The following is an 18,031-nucleotide window of genomic DNA, read 5'->3' on the forward strand; positions in this document are numbered from 1 at the left end:
TCAGACCTCCGCTTCGGAGAGCGGCTCCAGGGCGACCAGGCGCTGCTGGAACTCCACGGAGCATCCGTCCTGGACGAGCAGTTCCACGACCCGGCCCGCGGCCTCGGCCTCGATCGTGCTCATCATCTTCATCACTTCGAGGATGCCGATGGGCTGCCCCGGCCTGACCACGTCGCCGACCGAGACGAACGGCGGTGCTCCGGGTTCGGGGGCGTGGTAAAAGGTGCCGACCGTCGGGGCGAGGAGATAAAGGTGGGCGTCCTGGGCGACCGGGACCGGTGCGACGGGCGGAGGGCCCGCTTCGGGAACGCCCTCCTCGGGAGGTTCGTCGCTCACCGCGGCAGCCGTGTCGGGCCACTCCATCTCGACCGTCATATGGCCTTGCTGGAGTTTGATCCGCAGCGGCGGCCTCGGTGCCGCCCTGGCGAGCTCCATCACGCTGCGGCAAACGGAGTCCAGGGTCGTGTGGGCGAGGTGAGTCAGGTCGTGGCCGGCGAAGCCGTTCCCGGTGAAGGACGGGCGCTGGCCGTTCTCGTGGTGGTCCTGTTTGCTCGCATCCAGAGTCACGATGAACCTCCTCCGGTTCCGACGGGAATGCGTGCCTCGACACCGAAGCGGTGGTACCGGCTTCTGCGTTCTTGCAGCAGCCGGCCGGGCTCCCAGGGGTGCAGATCGTCCAGGGCCGCTTGGATCGCGGCGCCGACGAGGGCCGTTGCCCTCGCGTGGTCCTGATGGGCGCCGCCCTCCGGTTCCGGCACCACACCGTCGACGACGCCGAGGCGGAGCAGCTCCCGGGCGTCGAGACGGAGTGCCGCCGCCGCGGCGGGCGCGGCCTCCGCCTGCTTCCACAGGATGGCGGCGCAGCCCTCGGGACTGATGACGGAGTACACGCCGTTCTCGCTCACGAGCACGCGGTCGGCGACGGCCAGGGCGAGTGCCCCGCCGCTGCCGCCCTCGCCGATGAGCACGGCGACGATCGGGACCGTCAGCTGGGACATCAGCCGCAGGTTCTCCGCGATGGCGATGGCCTGGCCGCCGCGCTCCGACTCCGGGCCCGGGTTGGCCCCCGGCGTATCGATCAGGGTGACCACCGGCAGGCCGAGTTTCGCGGCCATCCGCATCAGCCGGGCCGCCTTGCGGTAACCGGAGGGGGTGGCCATGCCGAACTGGTGATGCTGCCGTTCCGCCACCGCGGGCCCGCCCTTGTGGTGCCCGATCAGCATCACAGGACGCCCGTTCAGCCGCCCGGGGCCGCCGACGATGGCGGTGCAGTCCCCGGAGAGCCGGTCGCCGTGCAACTCGTGGAAGTCGTCCATCAGATGGTCCGCGTAGTCGAGGGCGGTGGGGCGGTGCGGATGCCGGGCGAGCCGGACCGCTTCCCAGGCGTCCCGCGCGTGCACCTCGTCGACCCTGTCCAGAATCCGGCCCGCTGAGCCTGGTGAGCCCGCTGTCTCTTGTACGGTCTCCGCCCGCGGCTCCCGCTCGGGCGAGCCCAGGGCCAGCAGGCGGCCCAGCACCGGGCGCAGGACGGACCGCGGCACGACATCGTCCACCATGCCGTGCTCCAGCAGGAATTCCGCGGTCTGGAAGCCCTCGGGCAGCCGCTCTCCCGTCGTCTGCTCGATGACCCGCGGCCCCGCGAACCCCAGGCGCGCCCCCGGCTCGGCGATGATCACGTCCGTGAGCGTGGCGAAGGACGCGGCCACACCGCCGTACGTCGGATCGGTGACCAGCGAGACCGTGAGGATGCCCGCCTCGTCGAGTTCCGCCAGCGCCTGGGCGGTCTTGGCCATCTGCATGAGGGACAGCACGCCCTCCTGCATGCGTGCGCCGCCCGACGCGGTGACCAGCAGCAGCGGTATGCGCTGCCGCAGGCTCGTACGGGCGGCTTCGGTGATGAGTGCCCCGACTCCGCAGCCCAGGCTGCCGCCCAGGAAGCGGAAGTCCATCACGGCGACGACCACCGGCCGGTCCTCGATGCGGCCCGTCACGCAGACCACGGCTTCCCGCAGTCCTGTGGCGGCCCGTGCTTCGTCGAGACGGTCCGCGTACGGCCGGGTGTCGGTGAACTCCAGCGGGTCGTGCAGCGATTCCACATGGTCGACCGGGGACGCGGTGCCCGGGTCGAGCAGCTGGTCGAGGCGCTGGTGCGCCGTCAGATGCGCGTGCCACCCGCAGTCCGGGCACACGTTCAGCGTCTGCCGAACCGCTTGCCGTACACCAGCTCCGCGCACCGTTCGCACCGGACCCAGTCGGGCGGTCGCTCCGGCGCCTGCTCCGGCGGCCGGTCATCGAAAAGCACCATGTCAGGTGTTCCTCCCGCTCTCCGGCTCCAGGTCACACCGCTGCGTCGCGCTCCCAGCGGTAGAACTCCCGCGCCATCGCGTCCTTGGGACTGCTCCAGGTCGCCGGGTCGTACGCCTTGACGTAGGCGGAGAGCTTCTCGCTGATGTCGCGGAACGACGGGTGGTCGGCGTGCTTGGCGACCGCCGGGCCGGGCGGCCGGTCCGCCTCGATGAGGTGCAGATACACATCGCCGAACTGGAAGAGGCTGCGTCCGGTGACGCCGATCAGGTGCGGCAGCTCGCCGCGGTCGGAGGCCGCGAAGACCTCCGCGATGTCCGAGGACGAGTCCGGCGCCATACGGGCGACGATCAGAGCGCGGTGCATGCGAGAGGTCCTTTCGGGGGATGGAGGTTGGCCCTGGGGGACCGGCCGCGGCACCGCGCTGGGCGCGCGCGCCGGGGCCGGCCGGTCCGGGCTTTCCGCGGCCGTCCTGGCCGGTGGTGAGCGTCAGTTGGGCAGGACGGGCGCGCTGTGCATCCCGCGTTCCCGGGCCCGCTGCTCGATCTTGTCGCGGATGAGTTCCAGCTGGATCTTGGAGTTGCGGTTGATGAGCTCGGTCATCCCGTCGTCGTCGACGGGGGCTTCGGGCTTCATCGCGAAGTCCTGCGTCCAGTGCATCCGCGTACCGCCCGGGACCTCCGAGTACTCCCACCGGATGTCCATGTGCTGGAAGGGGCCGGTCTCGACCCGGCGGGCCTTGACGGTGAGCCGGGCGCGGTCGGGCTCCCGCTCGGAGACCCAGCTCCAGACCTTGCCGTTCTCGTCGGGGTGCATGGTCAGCCGGAACGTGGTCTTGTCGCCTTCGCGGCCGAGCACTTCGACCGAGGCGTACTCGCTGAACAGCTGCGGCCAGTTCTCCAGGTCGTTGGTCATGTCCCAGACGAGGTCCAGGGGGGCCGCGATCGTGATCTCGTTCTCGGTGTGTCCTGACATGTCATGCTCCTGTGGTGAGTGCGCTGTTGACGAGGTCGATGAAGTCGCCCGGGGTCTTGCACTTCTCGGCGTCGGCGGGCAGCGGTATGCCGTACCGGTTCTCCAGCTCGCCCACGATGCCGAGGAGGCCGAGCGAGTCGAGGCCGTACCCGGCGAAGGTGGAGTCGGGCCGGTCCTCCATCTCCCTGGGGTCGACGGTGAGCCCCGCGGCGGTCTTCATCAGCGAGGCCAGCTCGTCGTAGGTCAGGTGAGCGGTCATGGGGGTTCTCCTTCTCGCGAGAGTTCTCACCAGGGGGTGTCGGTGCCCTGCCGCAGCACGAGCGCCGCGTTCGAGCCCATGAGGCCGCGGCTCAGCACCAGCGCCGTCCGCAGCTCGGCGAAGCGGGCCCGGCCGGTCACCAGATCGAGGTCGTGGCACACGTCGACGATGTTGGGCGTTGGCGGTACGACGTCGTGCTCCATGGCGAGCACCGCGGCGGCCGCGTCCAGGACGGGAGCGCCGCAGTACGCCCTGCCGGTGCCGGTCTTGGGCGCGGTCACCGGTACGCGCTGGGCGTGCGCTCCCAGGGCGTCCGCGATCGCCAGCGCCTCGGCCCGGTCCGCCTCCGGCACGCCGAGCGCGTCCGCGAACACCACGTCGATCTCCTCCGGGGCGCACCGGGCGTCCTCCAGCGCGCCGCGGATCGCGTGGGCCAGCCCCTCCCGGGACCGCTGCCACTGGGACGCCCCGGTGAAGGTCGCGGCGTGCCCCGCCACAACGGCGCGGATCCGGGCCCCGCGCTCGCGGGCCACCGTCTCCTCCTCCACGACGAGCATGGCGCCGCCCTCGGCGGGCACGAATCCGCAGGCGCCGTCCGTGAACGGCAGATACGCGCGGGCCGGGTCCGAGGCCGTGCTGAGATCCTCGTACCCGAGCTGGCAGACGACGGAGTAGGGCGCGAGCGGCGCCTCGGCCGCGCCGACGACGACCGCGTCGGTGCCGCGCCTGATGGTCCTGCTCGCGTGCGCGAGCGCGTCCAGGCCGCCGGCCTCGTCGCTGGCCACGACTCCGCAGGGTCCCTTGAAGCCGCCGCGGATCGAGATCTGACCGGTGCTGGCGGCGTAGAACCACGCGATGGACTGGTACGGGCCCACGTAGTGCGACCCCTGTCCCCACAGCCGCTGCAGCTCCCGCTGGCCGAACTCACCGCCGCCGGACCCGGCGGCCGTCACGACTCCGACGGCGAACGGCGAGCCGCCGTGGTCCCCGCTGCCCAGCCGGGAGTCCTCCAGCGCGAGGTTGGCAGCGGCCATCGCGAAGTGCGTGAACCGGTCGGTCTGGACGAGGTAGCGCTCCTCGATCAGCCCGGCCGGGTCGAATCCACGGACCTCGCCCGCGACCCGCAGCGGCAGGTTCTCGCACCCCTCGCGGGTCACCGCGTCGAGGACGCTGACCCCCTCCAGCGTCGCCTTCCAGAAGGCGTCCGTGCTCACCCCGTTGGGGGCGACGACGCCGATACCCGTGACGACCGAACGCCGGTCCTGCTGGGAGCTCATCGTGTCCTCCCGCCCTCTCGGGTCATGACCACCGCTGACTGGAAGCCGCCGAACCCGCTGCCGACGGAGAGCACGGTCCGCAGCGGCAGTTCGCGCGCGGTCCGCGGCACGTAGTCGAGGTCGCACTCCGGGTCGGGCGTCTCGTAGTTGGCCGTCGGCGGCACCACCTGGCGGTCCAGCGCCAGGGTGCAGGCCACGACCTCTATCGCTCCTATCGCGCCCAGCGAGTGGCCCACCATGGATTTGATCGAGCTCATCGGCACCTCGTACGCGTGCGCGCCCAGCGACCGCTTCACCGCGGCCGTCTCGTGCCGGTCGTTCTGCTGGGTGCCTGAGCCGTGCGCGTTGACGTAGTCGATGTCGGAAGCGTTGATACGGGCGTGGCCGAGCGCCTGGTTGATCGCCTCGGCCATCTCCACGCCCTCCCGGGTCAGTCCGGTCATGTGGTACGCGTTGCCGAAGGTGGCGTAGCCGCGGATCTCGCAGTAGATGGGCGCACCGCGGGCGCGGGCGTGTTCCATCTCCTCCAGGACGAGCACGGCGCCGCCCTCACCCATGACGAATCCGTCCCGGTGGGCGTCGAACGGCCGGGAGGCGTGCTCCGGGTCGTCGTTGTTCGGCGAGGTCGCCTTGATCGCGTCGAAGCAGGCCACCGTGATGGGGGAGATCGGTGAGTCCGAGGCGCCCGCGATGCACACGTCGACCGCGCCCTCCTCGATGGCCTGGAAGGCGTATCCGATCGCGTCGAGCCCCGAGGTGCACCCGGTCGAGACGGTCTGCACCGGGCCCCGGGCGCCGATCTGTTCGGCCACCTCGGAGGCGAGCGCGCTGGGCGAGAACGCCCGGTGGAGATGCGGTCCGGCCGGCCGGTGGTCCACATCCCAGCGCTTCCCGGCCTCGCTGACCTCGACGTAGTCGTGCTCCAGGCGCGTGGTGCCACCGACCGCGGTGCCCAGGGAGACCCCGATGCGCCAGGGGTCCTCGGCTCCGGAGTCGAGGCCGGCGTCGCGTACGGCCTCGTCGGTGGCCACCATCGCGAACTGGACGTAGCGGTCGGCGCGTTGCCGCGTCTCCGCGTCGAGTCCGTGGGCCGCGGGGTCGAAGTCGCACTCGGCGGCGATGCGCGAGCGGAAACCCTCCGGATCGAAGAGCGTGATGCCGCGCGTCGCCGTACGGCCGGCCGCGAGCAGGTCCCAGAAGGCCGGGATGCCCACGCCGCCCGGGGCTACGACGCCGACCCCGGTGACCGCCACGCGGCGGGTCACGAAACACTCTCCGCACGTTCAGGGGGGTCTGCCTGTGCGGTGTCCTCCGTACCCTCGGTGTCCACGTGGCCCAGCTCGGGGCGCGGGGCCAGCGGGCCGAGGTGGAAGACCATCCGGGCCTCGGTGTCCCCCACGTTGCGGAAGCGGTGCCGCATATGAGGGGGAATCAGAAGGCCCTGGTCGGGCCGCAGCGCGTGCGGTTCCCCGTCCAGGTCAACCTCGAGGGCGCCGCTCACGACATACACGAACTCCTCGGAGTACGGGTGGTAGTGCTCGCCGATGCGCTCACCCGGCTGCACGATGGCCAGGCCCATGAAGCCGCTCGTGGCGCCCACCGCGCTGGGTGTGAGCATGGCGCGCAGGTCTCCGCCGCGCCTGCGGTTGGGCTGGGTTTCGCTGAGGTCCACGATGCGTGGGCGGGGCGTGGTCATGATGGCTACCTCCAGGTGGCGTGGTGCTGAGAGCGACGAGCGGTGCCGCGACGGCCGGGCGACCGCGAAGGTCTGGTGCGGTGTGCCGGGGGTGCGTGACTCAGGAGTCCGGCGCCCGGCGATCGGTGATCAGGGCCATGTCGGAGCGTGCGAGGAAGCGCGAGATCTCCCGCTCGGATCCCAGTTCGCCGTCCGCCCCCGTGTCGATCAGACGGCCCAGCACGGGCGCCTTGCGGGGCCCGCTGACGCCGAGCGCCAGGACCGGCTCTTGCTCGATGGGCACCCGCAGGTCGATCAGCCGGACGACGATGTCGTCACGCTGGAAGATCGTGCTGCCCGCGACGGGGCTCGAGGGGTCGTGGGCGGCCACCTCGTCCTGGCGCGCCAGCAGCCGTGCGACGGCCATGCCGCAACCCGGCCTCGCCGGGTAGTACAGCGCGTGCCGCCGCAGGTCCCCGGGCTCCGGCCCGATCGCACCCACGTGGTGCACCGCCGGGAGTGCGGCCCGGGTGAAGAACACCCGCGCGGAGTTCTCGTCGTTCAGGTCCCGGTCCTGCTCCAGGTACGGGTTGATGGCCTCCTCGACCTCCCGGACCTCGGGCTGCCTGGCCACATGGCGCAGCGCGGCCACCAGGTCGCCCTGCACCTCGATGGCCCGCACGACGCGGTTGCCGTGCATGAAGAGCGAGGTGCGCCGCAGGCGCGTGGTGTCGTCGACCCGCGCGGCCGGGGAGGTGTACCCGGACAGGATCTCCGCGACCTTCTGCTCGCTGCCGGGCTTGACGGTGAAGGTGAGGGCGTGCCGGACGACGCCGTCACCGACGCGGGGGGAGGTCTGGAGCCGGCGCTTGGCGGCTTCGGGGGCGAAGGTGGGTATCTCGGGGGTCTCCCGCAGCACGCTGAAACGCAGGGACCGGGTGTCGCGTACGCAGCGGTGCAGCGGCTGCACCATCTCGACGTGCTCCTCGCTGTTCACCCAGGCGAGGAACGGCGGCGCGCTCTCCCACTCGCTGGTGATGAGCCACTGGGAGGGGTTCTCGATCGACTGGCACAGCTGGTCACTGATGTGACCGGGCACGGACGCCACCTGGTTGCACAGGCGCTCGTACGCTTCGAGGAAGCGCTGCTGGGCCCCGTCCTGGAGGTCCAGGAGCAGTACGACCCGAAGCCTCGAGCCGTCGAAGGCGGACTGCGACACTCTTTCCGACAGCGTTGTCATGTTGGCATCTCCTTCGAGAGCTTCAGTGACCCCCCACGTCCTCCGGTTCATTCACCGCTGGTGGAATCCGAGTGACGGAATCGATCGTGTGCTCACTCCCACGGGCGGCGCGAGATCTGTGAGCCATCCGGGTGAAACGGGTGGGCGGACCCCCCCCGGGTCGGGCCCGGTCGGGCATGGAACCTCCAGTCCTGTACCGGCGGCTGGAGCTGGAGCACTTCATGAATCGAGATGTCGAAGACCGCGTGCCGGTCCTCATCGTGGGCGGCTCCCTGGTGGGCCTGTCCGCCTCGCTGTTCCTGGGCCGTCTCGGCGTGGAGCACATGCTGGTGGAGAAGCACCCGGGCACCTCGAGACACCCCCGCGGACGCGGAAACAACGTGCGCACCATGGAACTGTTCCGGGTGGCCGGAGCCGAGCCGATGATCCGCGAGGCCGCTTCGGTCCTGGCGGACAACCACGGCATCCTCCAGGCCGGGTCGCTCACCGGGGACGATCAGGAGTGGCTGTTCAAGGAGATCGACCCGGGCGGCGGCCTCGCCAAGTTCAGCCCGACCGGGTGGTGCCTGTGCAGTCAGAACGACCTCGAGCCCGTGCTGGTCCGCTGTGCCCGCAAGCACGGTGGCGACCTGCGGTTCTCCACGGAGCTGCTCTCCTTCGACCAGGACGGGGAGGGCGTGACCGCGGTGGTCAGGAACCGGGAGTCCGGGGAGGACCGCACCGTACGCGCCGACTACCTCATCGCGGCGGACGGCCCGCGCAGCCCGGTCCGGGAGCGGCTCGGCATCGGCCAGACGGGCCCCGGCGACCTGTTCCACAACGTGAGCCTCACCTTCCGCGCCCCCGGGCTCGCCGAAGTGGTGGGCGACCGCCGCTTCATCGCCTGCTATCTGACCAACCCCGAGGCGGACGGGGCGCTGCTTCCGGTGGACAACCAGGAGGAGTGGGTGTTCCACGCGCCGTGGCACCCCGACCAGGGGGAGACCCTCGAGGACTTCACCGACGAGCGGGTCGTGGACCACATCCGCAGAGCGACCGGCGTTCCCGACCTCGACGTGCAGATCACCGGCAAGGCCCCCTGGCACGCCGCGGAGCGCGTCGCGGAGCGGTACTCGGACGGCAGGGTCTTCCTCGCCGGGGACTCCGCCCACGAGATGTCCCCCACCGGTGCGTTCGGCTCCAACACCGGTATCCAGGACGCACACAACCTGGCATGGAAGCTCGCCGCCGTGCTCGGCGGCTGGGCAGGGCCAGGGCTGCTGGAGACGTACGAGACGGAGCGTCAGCCGGTGGCACAGGCAACCAGCGCACGCGCCTCGGCCCGCTCCGCGGAGCACAGCCACCCGGGGTACGCGCCCGCGCCCGGCGTGGGCGGCGGCCGGCAGAGCGGTGTGCTCACGGTCGCCCTCGGCTACCGCTACACCCGCGGCGCGGTCGTCGGCACGGACCCCGAGCTGCCGCCCGTACCGGAGCGGATGCAGCTGACCGGTGACCCGGGCACCCGGGCGCCGCACATGTGGCTGCGTCAGTTCGGCGCGCAGGAGTCGACGCTGGACCTCTACGAGAGGTTCCCCGTCCTGCTCACCGGCTCAGAGGGCACCGCCTGGCACTCGGCGGGGCTCGGCGTCGCCGAGCGGCTCAACGTACCGCTGCACTGCTACCGCGTCGGCACCGGGCCGGACGACGATCTGACGCCCGAGGACGGCGCGGACTGGGCCGGGATCCACGGGACGGCGGAGGACGGCGCGGTCCTGGTGCGCCCGGACGGCTTCGTGGCCTGGCGAGCGGAAGGTCCCGTGCCCGATCCGGAGCGGACCCTCCAGGAGGTCCTGGAATCGGTCCTCCGGCTGAACCGCGCCTGATCAAGCGGTGTTCTTGACGGACCTACGAGGGCGGCGCAGAAATTGCTGCGCCGCCCTCGTACGTGTGGTGATTCACTGACAGCGACGCACACCTCGTCACCCGTCACGACAAGCCATCCGAGGTTCGAAGTGGACGCACCGCAGGACGTCACCACGTCCGACGCGATACCCCGGCAGGCCACGCCGCCCACCGCCACTCCGTCTCCGTCCCTGCACCCGTCCACGTCCCCGGACGCGGACCGGGACCTGGCCCCGGAGGACGGTCCTCTCCCGCCGGCGGCCCCGGCCCCCTGGCGGGTGCTGCTCGGATACATACGCCCCTACCGCCTCTGGCTCCTGCTGGGCGGGCTGCTGAGCCTGCTCACCGGAGCGACGGGCCTGGTCCTGCCGCTGGCCGCCAAACAACTGGTGGACAATCTCGGCGCCGAACGCGCCGTGACGGGCGCGGTCCTGCTGATGACCGTCCTCGTCATCGCCAACGCCGCGATCGGCGCCCTCGGTTCGTACGTGCTGCGCCGGACCGCCGAGTCGGTGGTGCTCACCGCACGCCGCCGCCTGGTCTCCCATCTGCTGCGGTTGCGCGTCCCCGCCGTCGACCACACCGAACCCGGCGACCTGATGTCGCGGGTGACCGCCGACACCACCCTCCTGCGCTCGGTCACGACCGACTCCCTCGTCGGCGCCGTCACCGGGGCGCTCACGCTCCTGGCCACCGTGGCGATGATGGGCGTGCTCGACCCGGTCCTGCTCGCCGTCACCCTCGGCGTGCTCGCCTTCGCCGGAGCCGTCATCGGCTTCCTGGTGCCGCGCATCAACCGCGCAAGCAAACGCGCCCAGGAGTCCGTCGGGCTGATGGGTGCCGCGCTGGAGCGGATGCTCGGGAACTTGCGCACCGTCAAGGCATCCGGCGCAGAGCACCGCGAGGAAGCGGCCATCCACCGTGCGGCGCACGACTCCTGGCGGGCGAGCGTACGCGCGGCCAAGTGGGCGGCGCTGGCGGGGAACACCGCGGGCCTCGCCTCCCAGATCGCCTTCCTCACCGTGCTCGCGGTCGGCGGGGCCCGCGTCGCCTCCGGCGCGATCGACATCGGCACGCTCATCGCCTTCCTGATGTACGTCTTCTATCTGATGCCGCCGGTCAACGAACTCGTCGGCGCCGTCACCGAATACCAGGTCGGAGCCGCCGCCGTGACCCGTATCCAGGAGGCCCATCGGCTGCCCACCGAGCCCCAGGGCCCGCCCGCGGAACTGCCGGCGCCCGGATCCCCGCCCGCCGAACTCGCCTTCCACGACGTGCACTTCCGCTACGGCCCGGACCTGCCCCAGGTGCACCACGGAGTCAGCTTCACCGTCCCGCCGCGCGGCATGACGGCCTTCGTCGGCCCCTCGGGCGCGGGCAAGACCACCGTCTTCTCCCTCATCGAGCGGTTCTACGAGCCGACGGAAGGCCGCATACTCCTCGACGGCCAGGACATCCGGCAGTGGGACATCCCCGGCCTGCGCGCCGCCATCGGCTACGTGGAACAGGACGCCCCCGTCCTGTCCGGCTCCCTGCGCGAGAACCTCCTGCTCGGCGCACCCGGAGCGGACGACGGCGAGCTGCGCCGAGTCCTGCGTACGACACGGCTCGACGGCCTCGTTGCACGGTTGCCGAGCGGCCTGGACACGCTCGTGGGCCATCGCGGCACCAAGCTCTCCGGCGGCGAACGCCAGCGCGTGGCCATCGCCCGGGCCCTGCTGCGCCGCCCCCGGCTGCTGCTCCTGGACGAGGCGACCTCCCAGCTGGACGCGGTCAACGAGGCCGCGCTGCGCGACACCGTCGCCGACGCCGCCCGCACCACGACCGTGCTCGTCGTCGCGCACCGCCTCTCCACGGTGACCATGGCCGACCGCATCGTGGTCATGGACACGGGCCGCGTCCGGGCCATCGGCACCCACGCCGACCTCGTCGCCGCGGACCCCCTCTACGCGGAGCTGGTCGCCACCCAGTTCATAAATTCCGGAAATTGAGGCGAACGCCACGCCCCCCGGAAACACGGCCAGATGCCCGGCCATGGCAGGTATGGTGCGAAACCTGTGCCAATCCGGGGAGGCGGTTGTGTGACGGAGGGCTCGGCGCGTGAGGCGGGGAGCGGGCGCGATCCGTTCTTCGACAACGCGAAGCTGCTGGCGATGGTCCTCGTCGTGGTGGGACACGCCTGGCAGCCTCTCAAGGACAGCCGGGCGGTCTGGGCGGGCTATCTGTTCATCTACAGCTTCCACATGCCGGTGTTCATCGTGCTCTCCGGCTACTTCTCGCGGAGCTTCACGTTCAAGCCGGGCCAGGTCAAGCGGCTGATCACAGGCATCGCGGTGCCCTACGCCATCTTCGAGACGGCGTACACGCTCTACGGCAACGCCGTCGACGACCGCGGCAACGACATCAGCCTGCTGTCCCCGTGGTATCTCACGTGGTTCCTGGTCGCCCTGTTCGTATGGCGGCTCACCGCCCCGATATGGCTGGTGATGCGGTGGTACGTCGCGCTGGGGCTCGCCGTGGCCATCGCACTCTTCGGCGCCGCGAACGAGATCGGCGCCGTGCTGAACCTGGACCGCATCCTGCAGTTCCTCCCGTTCTTCGTGGTCGGTCTGCTGATGCGCCCCGAGCACTGGGAGTTGCTGCGGGCCAGGTGGGCGCGGATCGCCGCACTGCCCGTGATGGGGGCAGCGGTGGTGGTGGCCTACCTGGCCAAGGGGCAGATGACCTCCGAGTGGGCCGTCCGCAGCAAGAGTTGGGGCGAACTGCGGGTGGCCTGGCCGGTCGGAGCCGCGATGACGCTGGCTCTGCTCGTCTGTTCGCTTCTTCTCGTGGCGGCCTTCCTGGCCTGGGTGCCGCGCGGACCAACCTGGTTCACGGCGCTCGGGGCGGGGACGCTGTACGCGTATCTGCTGCACGGTCTCGTGATCCGTACAGCCGCCTGGGAGGGCTGGTACCGCCCGGAGTTCTGGCACACCCCGGCAGGGAGACTGGCCGTCACGGTCCTCGGTGTCTCACTTGCCCTGGCCCTCAGCAGCCCGCCCGTACGGAGAGCATTCCGCCCGTTCGTGGAACCACGGCTGGACTGGGCGTTCCGGTCCGCCCCCCGCAGCGCTCAGAGCAGCCGCGGTGCTCTCCGTTATGCCGACGCCGGGGGTGCCGGTTCCGTCGGTCCGGTCGATTCAGCCGGGTCGGCCGGTTCGCCCGGTTCTGCGACCACCACTTCGGCCGGGCGCAGCAGCTGGTCGCCCACGCGGTAGCCGCAGCGGAAGATCTGTGTGCACGTCGGGCCGCTGACACTGGCCGACGTCACGCGGGTGATCGCCTCGTGGCGCGTGGGGTCGAAGGGCTCGCCCTCTTTTCCGAAGGCCTGGAGGCCGAGTTCGGCCAGGCGGGATTCCAGGTCCTCGGTGACGGCCGCGAAGCCCCCGGTGACCTCTCCGTGATCGTGGGCCAGTGCGACGGCGTCGAGGACCGGAAGCAGCCCGCGGAGCACGTTGGCCACGGCGATCTCGCGAACCGCCATCCGGTCGCGGCGGACCTGCTTGCGGTAGTTGTCGTACTCCGCCTTCACGCGTTGCAGGTCTGCCGTGCGCTCGGCCAGCCGCGCCTGAAGGTCCTCGGTTCCGCCCGTGCCGGGGGCCCCGCCGGGCGGGCCGGAGGGAGGTGCCGCCGGCGGTGCCTCCGGGGGACCGGCTCCGGCGGACGGCGGCGCGGGGCCACTCCGGGGGTGCCGGCCGCGGCCGGCTGTCCAGGGCTGGAGGGTGGTCGGGCCCATACGCCGCTGGTCACGGGGGACGACGGGCATGGGCCGGTCTGGCCCGTGCCGGGGGCCGGACGGGGTGCTCATGCCGTGTCTCCCTTGTCCTCGTCGACGATCTCGGCGTCGACCACGTCCTCGTCCGGCTTCGCGCCGTCGGGGCCTTCCGAGCCTGCACCGGCACCGGCAGCGCCACTGCCCGCACCGGCCGCGGTGCCGCTCTGGGCCTGTGCGTACATCGCCTGGCCCAGCTTCTGGCTGACCGCGGCGAGCTTCTCGGTCGCGGTGCGGATCTCCGCGGTGTCCTCGCCCTTGAGCTTCTCCTTCAGCTCGCCGATCGCGGTCTCGACCTCGGACTTCACGTCGCCCGGGATCTTGTCCGGGTTGTCCTGCAGGAACCTCTCCGTGGAGTAGACGAGCGACTCGCCGTTGTTCCTGGCCTCGGCGGCCTCCCGCTTGCGGTGGTCCTCCTCCGCGTACTGCTCGGCCTCGCGCATCATGCGGTCGATGTCGTCCTTCGGCAGCGCGGAGCCGCCGGTGACCGTCATGCGCTGTTCTTTGCCGGTGCCGAGGTCCTTCGCGGAGACGTGCATGATGCCGTTGGCGTCGATGTCGAAGGTGACCTCGATCTGCGGGACGCCCCGCGGCGCCGGGGGCAGGCCGGTCAGCTCGAACATCCCGAGCTTCTTGTTGTACGCCGCGATCTCCCGCTCGCCCTGGTAGACCTGCACGGCCACCGAGGGCTGGTTGTCCTCGGCCGTCGTGAAGGTCTCGGCCCGCTTGGTCGGAATGGTCGTGTTGCGCTCGATCAGCTTGGTCATGATGCCGCCCTTGGTCTCGATGCCGAGGGACAGCGGGGTGACGTCCAGCAGCAGGACGTCCTTGACCTCGCCCTTGAGGACACCGGCCTGGAGCGAGGCGCCGATGGCGACGACCTCGTCCGGGTTCACGCCCTTGTGCGGGTCCTTGCCGGTCAGACCCTTGACCAGCTCGGTCACGGCGGGCATCCGGGTGGAGCCGCCCACGAGGATCACATGGTTGATGTCCGAGACCTTGATCTTGGCGTCCTTGATCGCCTGGTGGAACGGTCCCTTGCAGCGCTCCAGCAGATCCTCGGTGAGCTGCTCGAACTGCGAGCGGGTGAGCTTCTCGTCCAGGTGCAGCGGGCCTTCGGACGAGGCGCTGATGTAGGGCAGGTTGATCGTGGTCTCGGTCGCGGCGGACAGCTCGATCTTGGCTTTCTCCCCGGCCTCACGCAGCCGCTGCACCGCCATCTTGTCCTTGGACAGGTCGACCCCGTAGGCGTTCTTGAACTGCTTCACCAGGTGGTCGACGATGCGCTGGTCCCAGTCGTCACCGCCCAGGTGCGTGTCGCCGTTGGTCGCCTTGACCTCCACCAGGCCCTCGCCGATGTCCAGCAGCGAGACGTCGAACGTGCCGCCGCCCAGGTCGAAGACGAGGACGGTCTGGTCGTTCTCCTTGTCCAGTCCGTAGGCGAGCGCGGCAGAGGTCGGCTCGTTGATGATCCGCAGCACATTGAGGCCCGCGATCTCGCCGGCCTCCTTGGTGGCGGTGCGCTGGGAGTCGTTGAAGTACGCGGGCACGGTCACGACGGCGTCCGTCACGTCCTCGCCGAGGTACGCCTCGGCGTCCCGCTTCAGCTTCTGCAGCACGCGCGCGGAGATCTCCTGCGCCGTGTACCGCTTGCCGTCCACATCCCCGGTGTCCGGGAACCGCCAGTCCGCCTCGCCCATATGGCGCTTGACCGACCGGGCGGTGCGGTCGACGTTGGTCACGGCCTGGCGCTTGGCGACCTCGCCGACGAGCACGTCGCCGTTCTTGGCGAAGGCGACCACTGACGGGGTCGTCCGCGCACCCTCGGTGTTCGGGATGACCGTGGGCTCACCGCCCTCCAGGACGCTGACCACCGAGTTCGTCGTCCCGAGGTCAATACCGACCGGGCGTGTCATGTCAGCTCCCATCCTCACGGCCTTCCGCGCGCCCGGGTGCGGGGCGCGGGTTCCACCTACCGTGATGGGCCGTGACCTGCAGCTACGGAGATTGCCCCTATGTCATTCAGAAAAGGATCCAGACCAGGCAATTGTCAAGTTGTCCGGCCAAGTGAGGATACGAGGGCGGCTGGGGGAGTCCGCGTCGCCTGCGGATGTCCGGTCAGGCGTGTCCGCCGACGGTCACCGTGCCCATGGCCGGCCACGGTGTCGCTTCCAGGATCTCCCGATCCGCGCCACCTGGTCGTCCAGCTAGCCGCGCCGGGCACGGCTGAGCCCCGCGAAGGGTTCCACTGTCGACGACGCGTACGCCGGCCGTGCGGCTCTCACCGTCCAGGTGTTTCCCGGTCGCCTCCGCCAGCCGGCCGGCCAGCAGGCGGGTCGACGACGGTCGGCCGAGACCGGCGGAGACGACCACGAGCTTCAACGGCTCCATCTTTCCTCCTTCACCGGCTCCGCGGAGCCGGTGCCGGGCCGTCGGATACGGCGCCGGTGTCGGCGTCGGTGTCTTCGTTGGCGTTGGCGGTGGCCGCGGCCTCGGCGTCGGCGTCGCGGCGGGCGACCAGCGCGGCATGAGCCGGGCCGTCCGGCACCTCGGCCGGCCGCCCCGAGGCGAACTCCTTGCGCAGGACGGGTACGACCTTCTCGCCGAGGAGGTCGAGCTGCTCGAGTACGGTCCTCAGCGGAAGCCCGGCGTGGTCCATCAGGAACAGCTGGCGCTGGTAGTCGCCGAAGGACTCCCGGAAGGTCAGGGTCTTCTCGATGACCTCCTGCGGACTGCCCACGGTGAGCGGGGTGTCCGCGGTGAACTCCTCCAGAGAGGGGCCGTGCCCGTAGACGGGCGCGTTGTCGAAGTAGGGGCGGAACTCGCGTACGGCGTCCTGGGAGTTGCTGCGCATGAACACCTGGCCGCCGAGCCCGACGACGGCCTGCTCGGCCGTACCGTGCCCGTACTGCGCGTACCGCTCCCGGTACAGGTCGATCAGCCGCTGGAAGTGCTCCTTGGGCCAGAAGATGTTGTTGGCGAAGAACCCGTCGCCGTAGTACGCGGCCTGTTCGGCGATCTCCGGGCTGCGGATCGAGCCGTGCCAGACGAACGGCGGCACCCCGTCGAGCGGACGCGGGGTGGAGGTGAACCCCCGCAGCGGCGTACGGAACCGGCCCTGCCAGTCCACGACGTCCTCGCGCCACAGCCGGTGCAGCAGTGCGTAGTTCTCGATGGCGAGCGGGATGCCCTGCCGTATGTCCTGCCCGAACCACGGGTACACCGGGCCGGTGTTGCCGCGCCCCAGCATCAGGTCGACCCGCCCGTCGGCCAGGTGCTGCAGCATCGCGAAGTCCTCGGCGATCTTTACGGGGTCGTTCGTCGTGATCAGCGTCGTCGAGGTGGAGAGGATGAGGCGCTCGGTGCGCGCCGCGACGTAGCCGAGCATGGTCGTGGGCGAGGACGGCACGAACGGCGGATTGTGGTGCTCGCCCGTCGCGAAGACGTCGAGACCGACCTCCTCCGCCTTGAGCGCGATGGCGACCATGGCCTTGATCCGCTCGTGCTCGGTGGGGGTCCTGCCGGTGGTGGGGTCGGGCGTGACATCACCGACGGTGAAGATCCCGAACTGCATCGTGCTCACCAGCTCCTGTAGTTGCCTGTTCAACTATATGCTCTCAACGGTCCGGCGCGCCGTCCTATTCCCGGCGGTGACCTGCGGTGACGTGGGCTCCCGCCGGGCCCGTGGCGGGGGCCGCCGCCGATGCGGGTACCGCCCTGCCCCGTTAGCGTGGATGGAGAACGGGAGGTGGTCTCATGAACCCACGGTCCCTGGCCCGGCAACTTCCGCTCAGGCTCAGCGCCGGAGCCTTTCTGCTCAACTCCGGGGTGTCGAAGGTGGATGCGGACGAGGCGACCGCCGGGCAGCTGCACGGCTTCGCCACCGGCACCTACCCGTTCTTCGGCAAGCTCGACGCCGAGCGGTTCACCCGGCTCCTCTCGAGGGTGGAACTCGCGCTCGCCGGAGCTCTGCTGCTCCCCGTCGTCCCGGCGGCCGCCGCGGGGGCCGGCCTGACCGCTTTCTCGCTCGGCACCCTCGGCCTGTACCTGCGGACGCCCGGCATGCGGCAGGAGGGCAGCCTGCGCTGGACGGAGCAGGGTCTGCCGCTGGCCAAGGACGTCTGGATGCTCGGCATCGGCGTGTCCCTGCTGGTCGACGGCCTGCTGCAGTGCGGGCGCCGCCGCCGGTGACCTGACCCGGACGCCGCCGGGTGATCTCGCAACCCGATCCGCACCTGTCGATGGTCCGGCAGGTGGAGCCGCGTACGCCGGAGGGGTGCGAGGACTGCCTGCGGATCGGCTCCATGTGGGTGCATCTGCGACTCTGTCTGACCTGCGGCCATGTCGGCTGCTGTGACTCCTCGCCGCACAGGCACGCCCGCGGGCACGCGAGCGAGGACCGCCATCCCGTCATCGCCTCGTTCGAGCCCGGCGAGGACTGGCGGTGGTGCTTCGTCCACGAGGCTCTCGTCTGACGACTCGCCTCAATCCGCGGTCCGCCGGACGCACGCGGCTACGGTCCGTCCACGGGACTCGGCATCGTCTTCGCGCTCTGCGCCGCCGTGAGCACGGGCACGGCGACGGAGCAGCAGGCCGCGCCGTCCTGACC

At 70.9% G+C, this 18,031-nt stretch carries 17 protein-coding genes and 1 pseudogene; 5 read left to right on the forward strand and 13 right to left on the reverse strand.

Features of this window, described 5'->3' with window-relative positions; translation table 11 throughout:
- From ACTWP8_RS30680 to ACTWP8_RS30720, 9 genes are all read right to left on the reverse strand, one after another.
- Positions 1–567, reverse strand: a complete 567-nt coding sequence (locus tag ACTWP8_RS30680; protein WP_443325346.1) for an acetyl-CoA carboxylase biotin carboxyl carrier protein — start codon at positions 565–567, stop codon at positions 1–3.
- Complete coding sequence (gene accA / locus ACTWP8_RS30685; RefSeq protein WP_443325347.1) at positions 564–2,234, reverse strand: acetyl-CoA carboxylase carboxyl transferase subunit alpha; 1,671 nt, start codon at positions 2,232–2,234, stop codon at positions 564–566. The genes ACTWP8_RS30680 and accA overlap by 4 nt, the downstream gene beginning before the upstream one ends.
- Positions 2,235–2,337: 103 nt before the next feature.
- Positions 2,338–2,670, reverse strand: a complete 333-nt coding sequence (locus ACTWP8_RS30690) for a TcmI family type II polyketide cyclase (protein WP_443313869.1) — start codon at positions 2,668–2,670, stop codon at positions 2,338–2,340.
- 123 nt (positions 2,671–2,793) lie between these two features.
- Entirely contained in the window at positions 2,794–3,279 is a 486-nt protein-coding gene (locus ACTWP8_RS30695) for an SRPBCC family protein (RefSeq protein ID WP_443313868.1), read from the reverse strand.
- 1 nt (position 3,280) lies between these two features.
- Positions 3,281–3,538 (reverse strand): acyl carrier protein, encoded by a 258-nt coding sequence (locus tag ACTWP8_RS30700; RefSeq protein WP_443313867.1) that lies wholly within the window; start codon positions 3,536–3,538, stop codon positions 3,281–3,283.
- Between the two features lie 26 nt (positions 3,539–3,564).
- Positions 3,565–4,815: a ketosynthase chain-length factor gene (locus ACTWP8_RS30705; protein ID WP_443325348.1), complete on the reverse strand. Its 1,251-nt coding sequence runs from the start codon at positions 4,813–4,815 to the stop codon at positions 3,565–3,567.
- Complete coding sequence (locus ACTWP8_RS30710) at positions 4,812–6,080, reverse strand: beta-ketoacyl-[acyl-carrier-protein] synthase family protein (RefSeq protein ID WP_443325349.1); 1,269 nt, start codon at positions 6,078–6,080, stop codon at positions 4,812–4,814. The genes ACTWP8_RS30705 and ACTWP8_RS30710 overlap by 4 nt, the downstream gene beginning before the upstream one ends.
- The gene (locus ACTWP8_RS30715) at positions 6,077–6,511 is read right to left on the reverse strand and encodes a cupin domain-containing protein (RefSeq protein ID WP_443325350.1); all 435 of its coding nucleotides are present in this window, start codon (positions 6,509–6,511) and stop codon (positions 6,077–6,079) included. The genes ACTWP8_RS30710 and ACTWP8_RS30715 overlap by 4 nt, the downstream gene beginning before the upstream one ends.
- A gap of 100 nt (positions 6,512–6,611) precedes the next feature.
- Positions 6,612–7,730, reverse strand: coding sequence for a SchA/CurD-like domain-containing protein (locus ACTWP8_RS30720; RefSeq protein ID WP_443325351.1), 1,119 nt, complete (start codon positions 7,728–7,730; stop codon positions 6,612–6,614).
- A gap of 221 nt (positions 7,731–7,951) precedes the next feature.
- Between ACTWP8_RS30720 and ACTWP8_RS30725 the strand changes: the two genes are divergently transcribed.
- The 3 genes from ACTWP8_RS30725 to ACTWP8_RS30735 all read left to right on the forward strand — a co-directional run bounded on the left by ACTWP8_RS30725 (position 7,952) and on the right by ACTWP8_RS30735 (position 12,868).
- Positions 7,952–9,592 carry an FAD-dependent oxidoreductase gene (locus tag ACTWP8_RS30725; protein WP_443325352.1) on the forward strand — a complete coding sequence of 547 codons (1,641 nt, stop codon included), beginning with the start codon at positions 7,952–7,954 and terminating at the stop codon, positions 9,590–9,592.
- A gap of 246 nt (positions 9,593–9,838) precedes the next feature.
- Positions 9,839–11,602: an ABC transporter ATP-binding protein gene (locus tag ACTWP8_RS30730; RefSeq protein ID WP_443325372.1), complete on the forward strand. Its 1,764-nt coding sequence runs from the start codon at positions 9,839–9,841 to the stop codon at positions 11,600–11,602.
- 90 nt (positions 11,603–11,692) lie between these two features.
- Positions 11,693–12,868 carry an acyltransferase family protein gene (locus ACTWP8_RS30735; RefSeq protein WP_443325353.1) on the forward strand — a complete coding sequence of 392 codons (1,176 nt, stop codon included), beginning with the start codon at positions 11,693–11,695 and terminating at the stop codon, positions 12,866–12,868.
- An 8-nt stretch (positions 12,869–12,876) separates the two neighbouring features.
- On the opposite strand, the pseudogene grpE reads toward ACTWP8_RS30735, so the two are convergent.
- From grpE to ACTWP8_RS30755, 4 genes and pseudogenes are all read right to left on the reverse strand, one after another.
- A pseudogene (grpE, locus tag ACTWP8_RS30740) lies at positions 12,877–13,458 on the reverse strand (nucleotide exchange factor GrpE); the annotation flags it as partial.
- The gene (gene dnaK, locus ACTWP8_RS30745; protein ID WP_443325354.1) at positions 13,455–15,338 is read right to left on the reverse strand and encodes a molecular chaperone DnaK; all 1,884 of its coding nucleotides are present in this window, start codon (positions 15,336–15,338) and stop codon (positions 13,455–13,457) included. The pseudogene grpE and the gene dnaK, both read right to left, overlap by 4 nt.
- Positions 15,339–15,540: 202 nt before the next feature.
- Entirely contained in the window at positions 15,541–15,813 is a 273-nt protein-coding gene (locus ACTWP8_RS30750) for a hypothetical protein (RefSeq protein WP_443325355.1), read from the reverse strand.
- 10 nt (positions 15,814–15,823) lie between these two features.
- A complete protein-coding gene (locus ACTWP8_RS30755) occupies positions 15,824–16,996 on the reverse strand; it encodes an LLM class flavin-dependent oxidoreductase (RefSeq protein WP_443325373.1) in 1,173 nt (390 codons plus the stop codon).
- Positions 16,997–17,178: 182 nt separating this feature from the next.
- Between ACTWP8_RS30755 and ACTWP8_RS30760 the strand changes: the two genes are divergently transcribed.
- Complete coding sequence (locus ACTWP8_RS30760; protein WP_443325356.1) at positions 17,179–17,613, forward strand: hypothetical protein; 435 nt, start codon at positions 17,179–17,181, stop codon at positions 17,611–17,613.
- A 20-nt stretch (positions 17,614–17,633) separates the two neighbouring features.
- Positions 17,634–17,897, forward strand: coding sequence for a UBP-type zinc finger domain-containing protein (locus ACTWP8_RS30765; RefSeq protein ID WP_443325357.1), 264 nt, complete (start codon positions 17,634–17,636; stop codon positions 17,895–17,897).
- Positions 17,898–18,031: the final 134 nt, after the last annotated feature.

Origin of the sequence: Streptomyces sp. 7N604 (genome assembly GCF_052245475.1) — a bacterium.
Classification (GTDB): Bacteria; Actinomycetota; Actinomycetes; order Streptomycetales; family Streptomycetaceae; genus Streptomyces.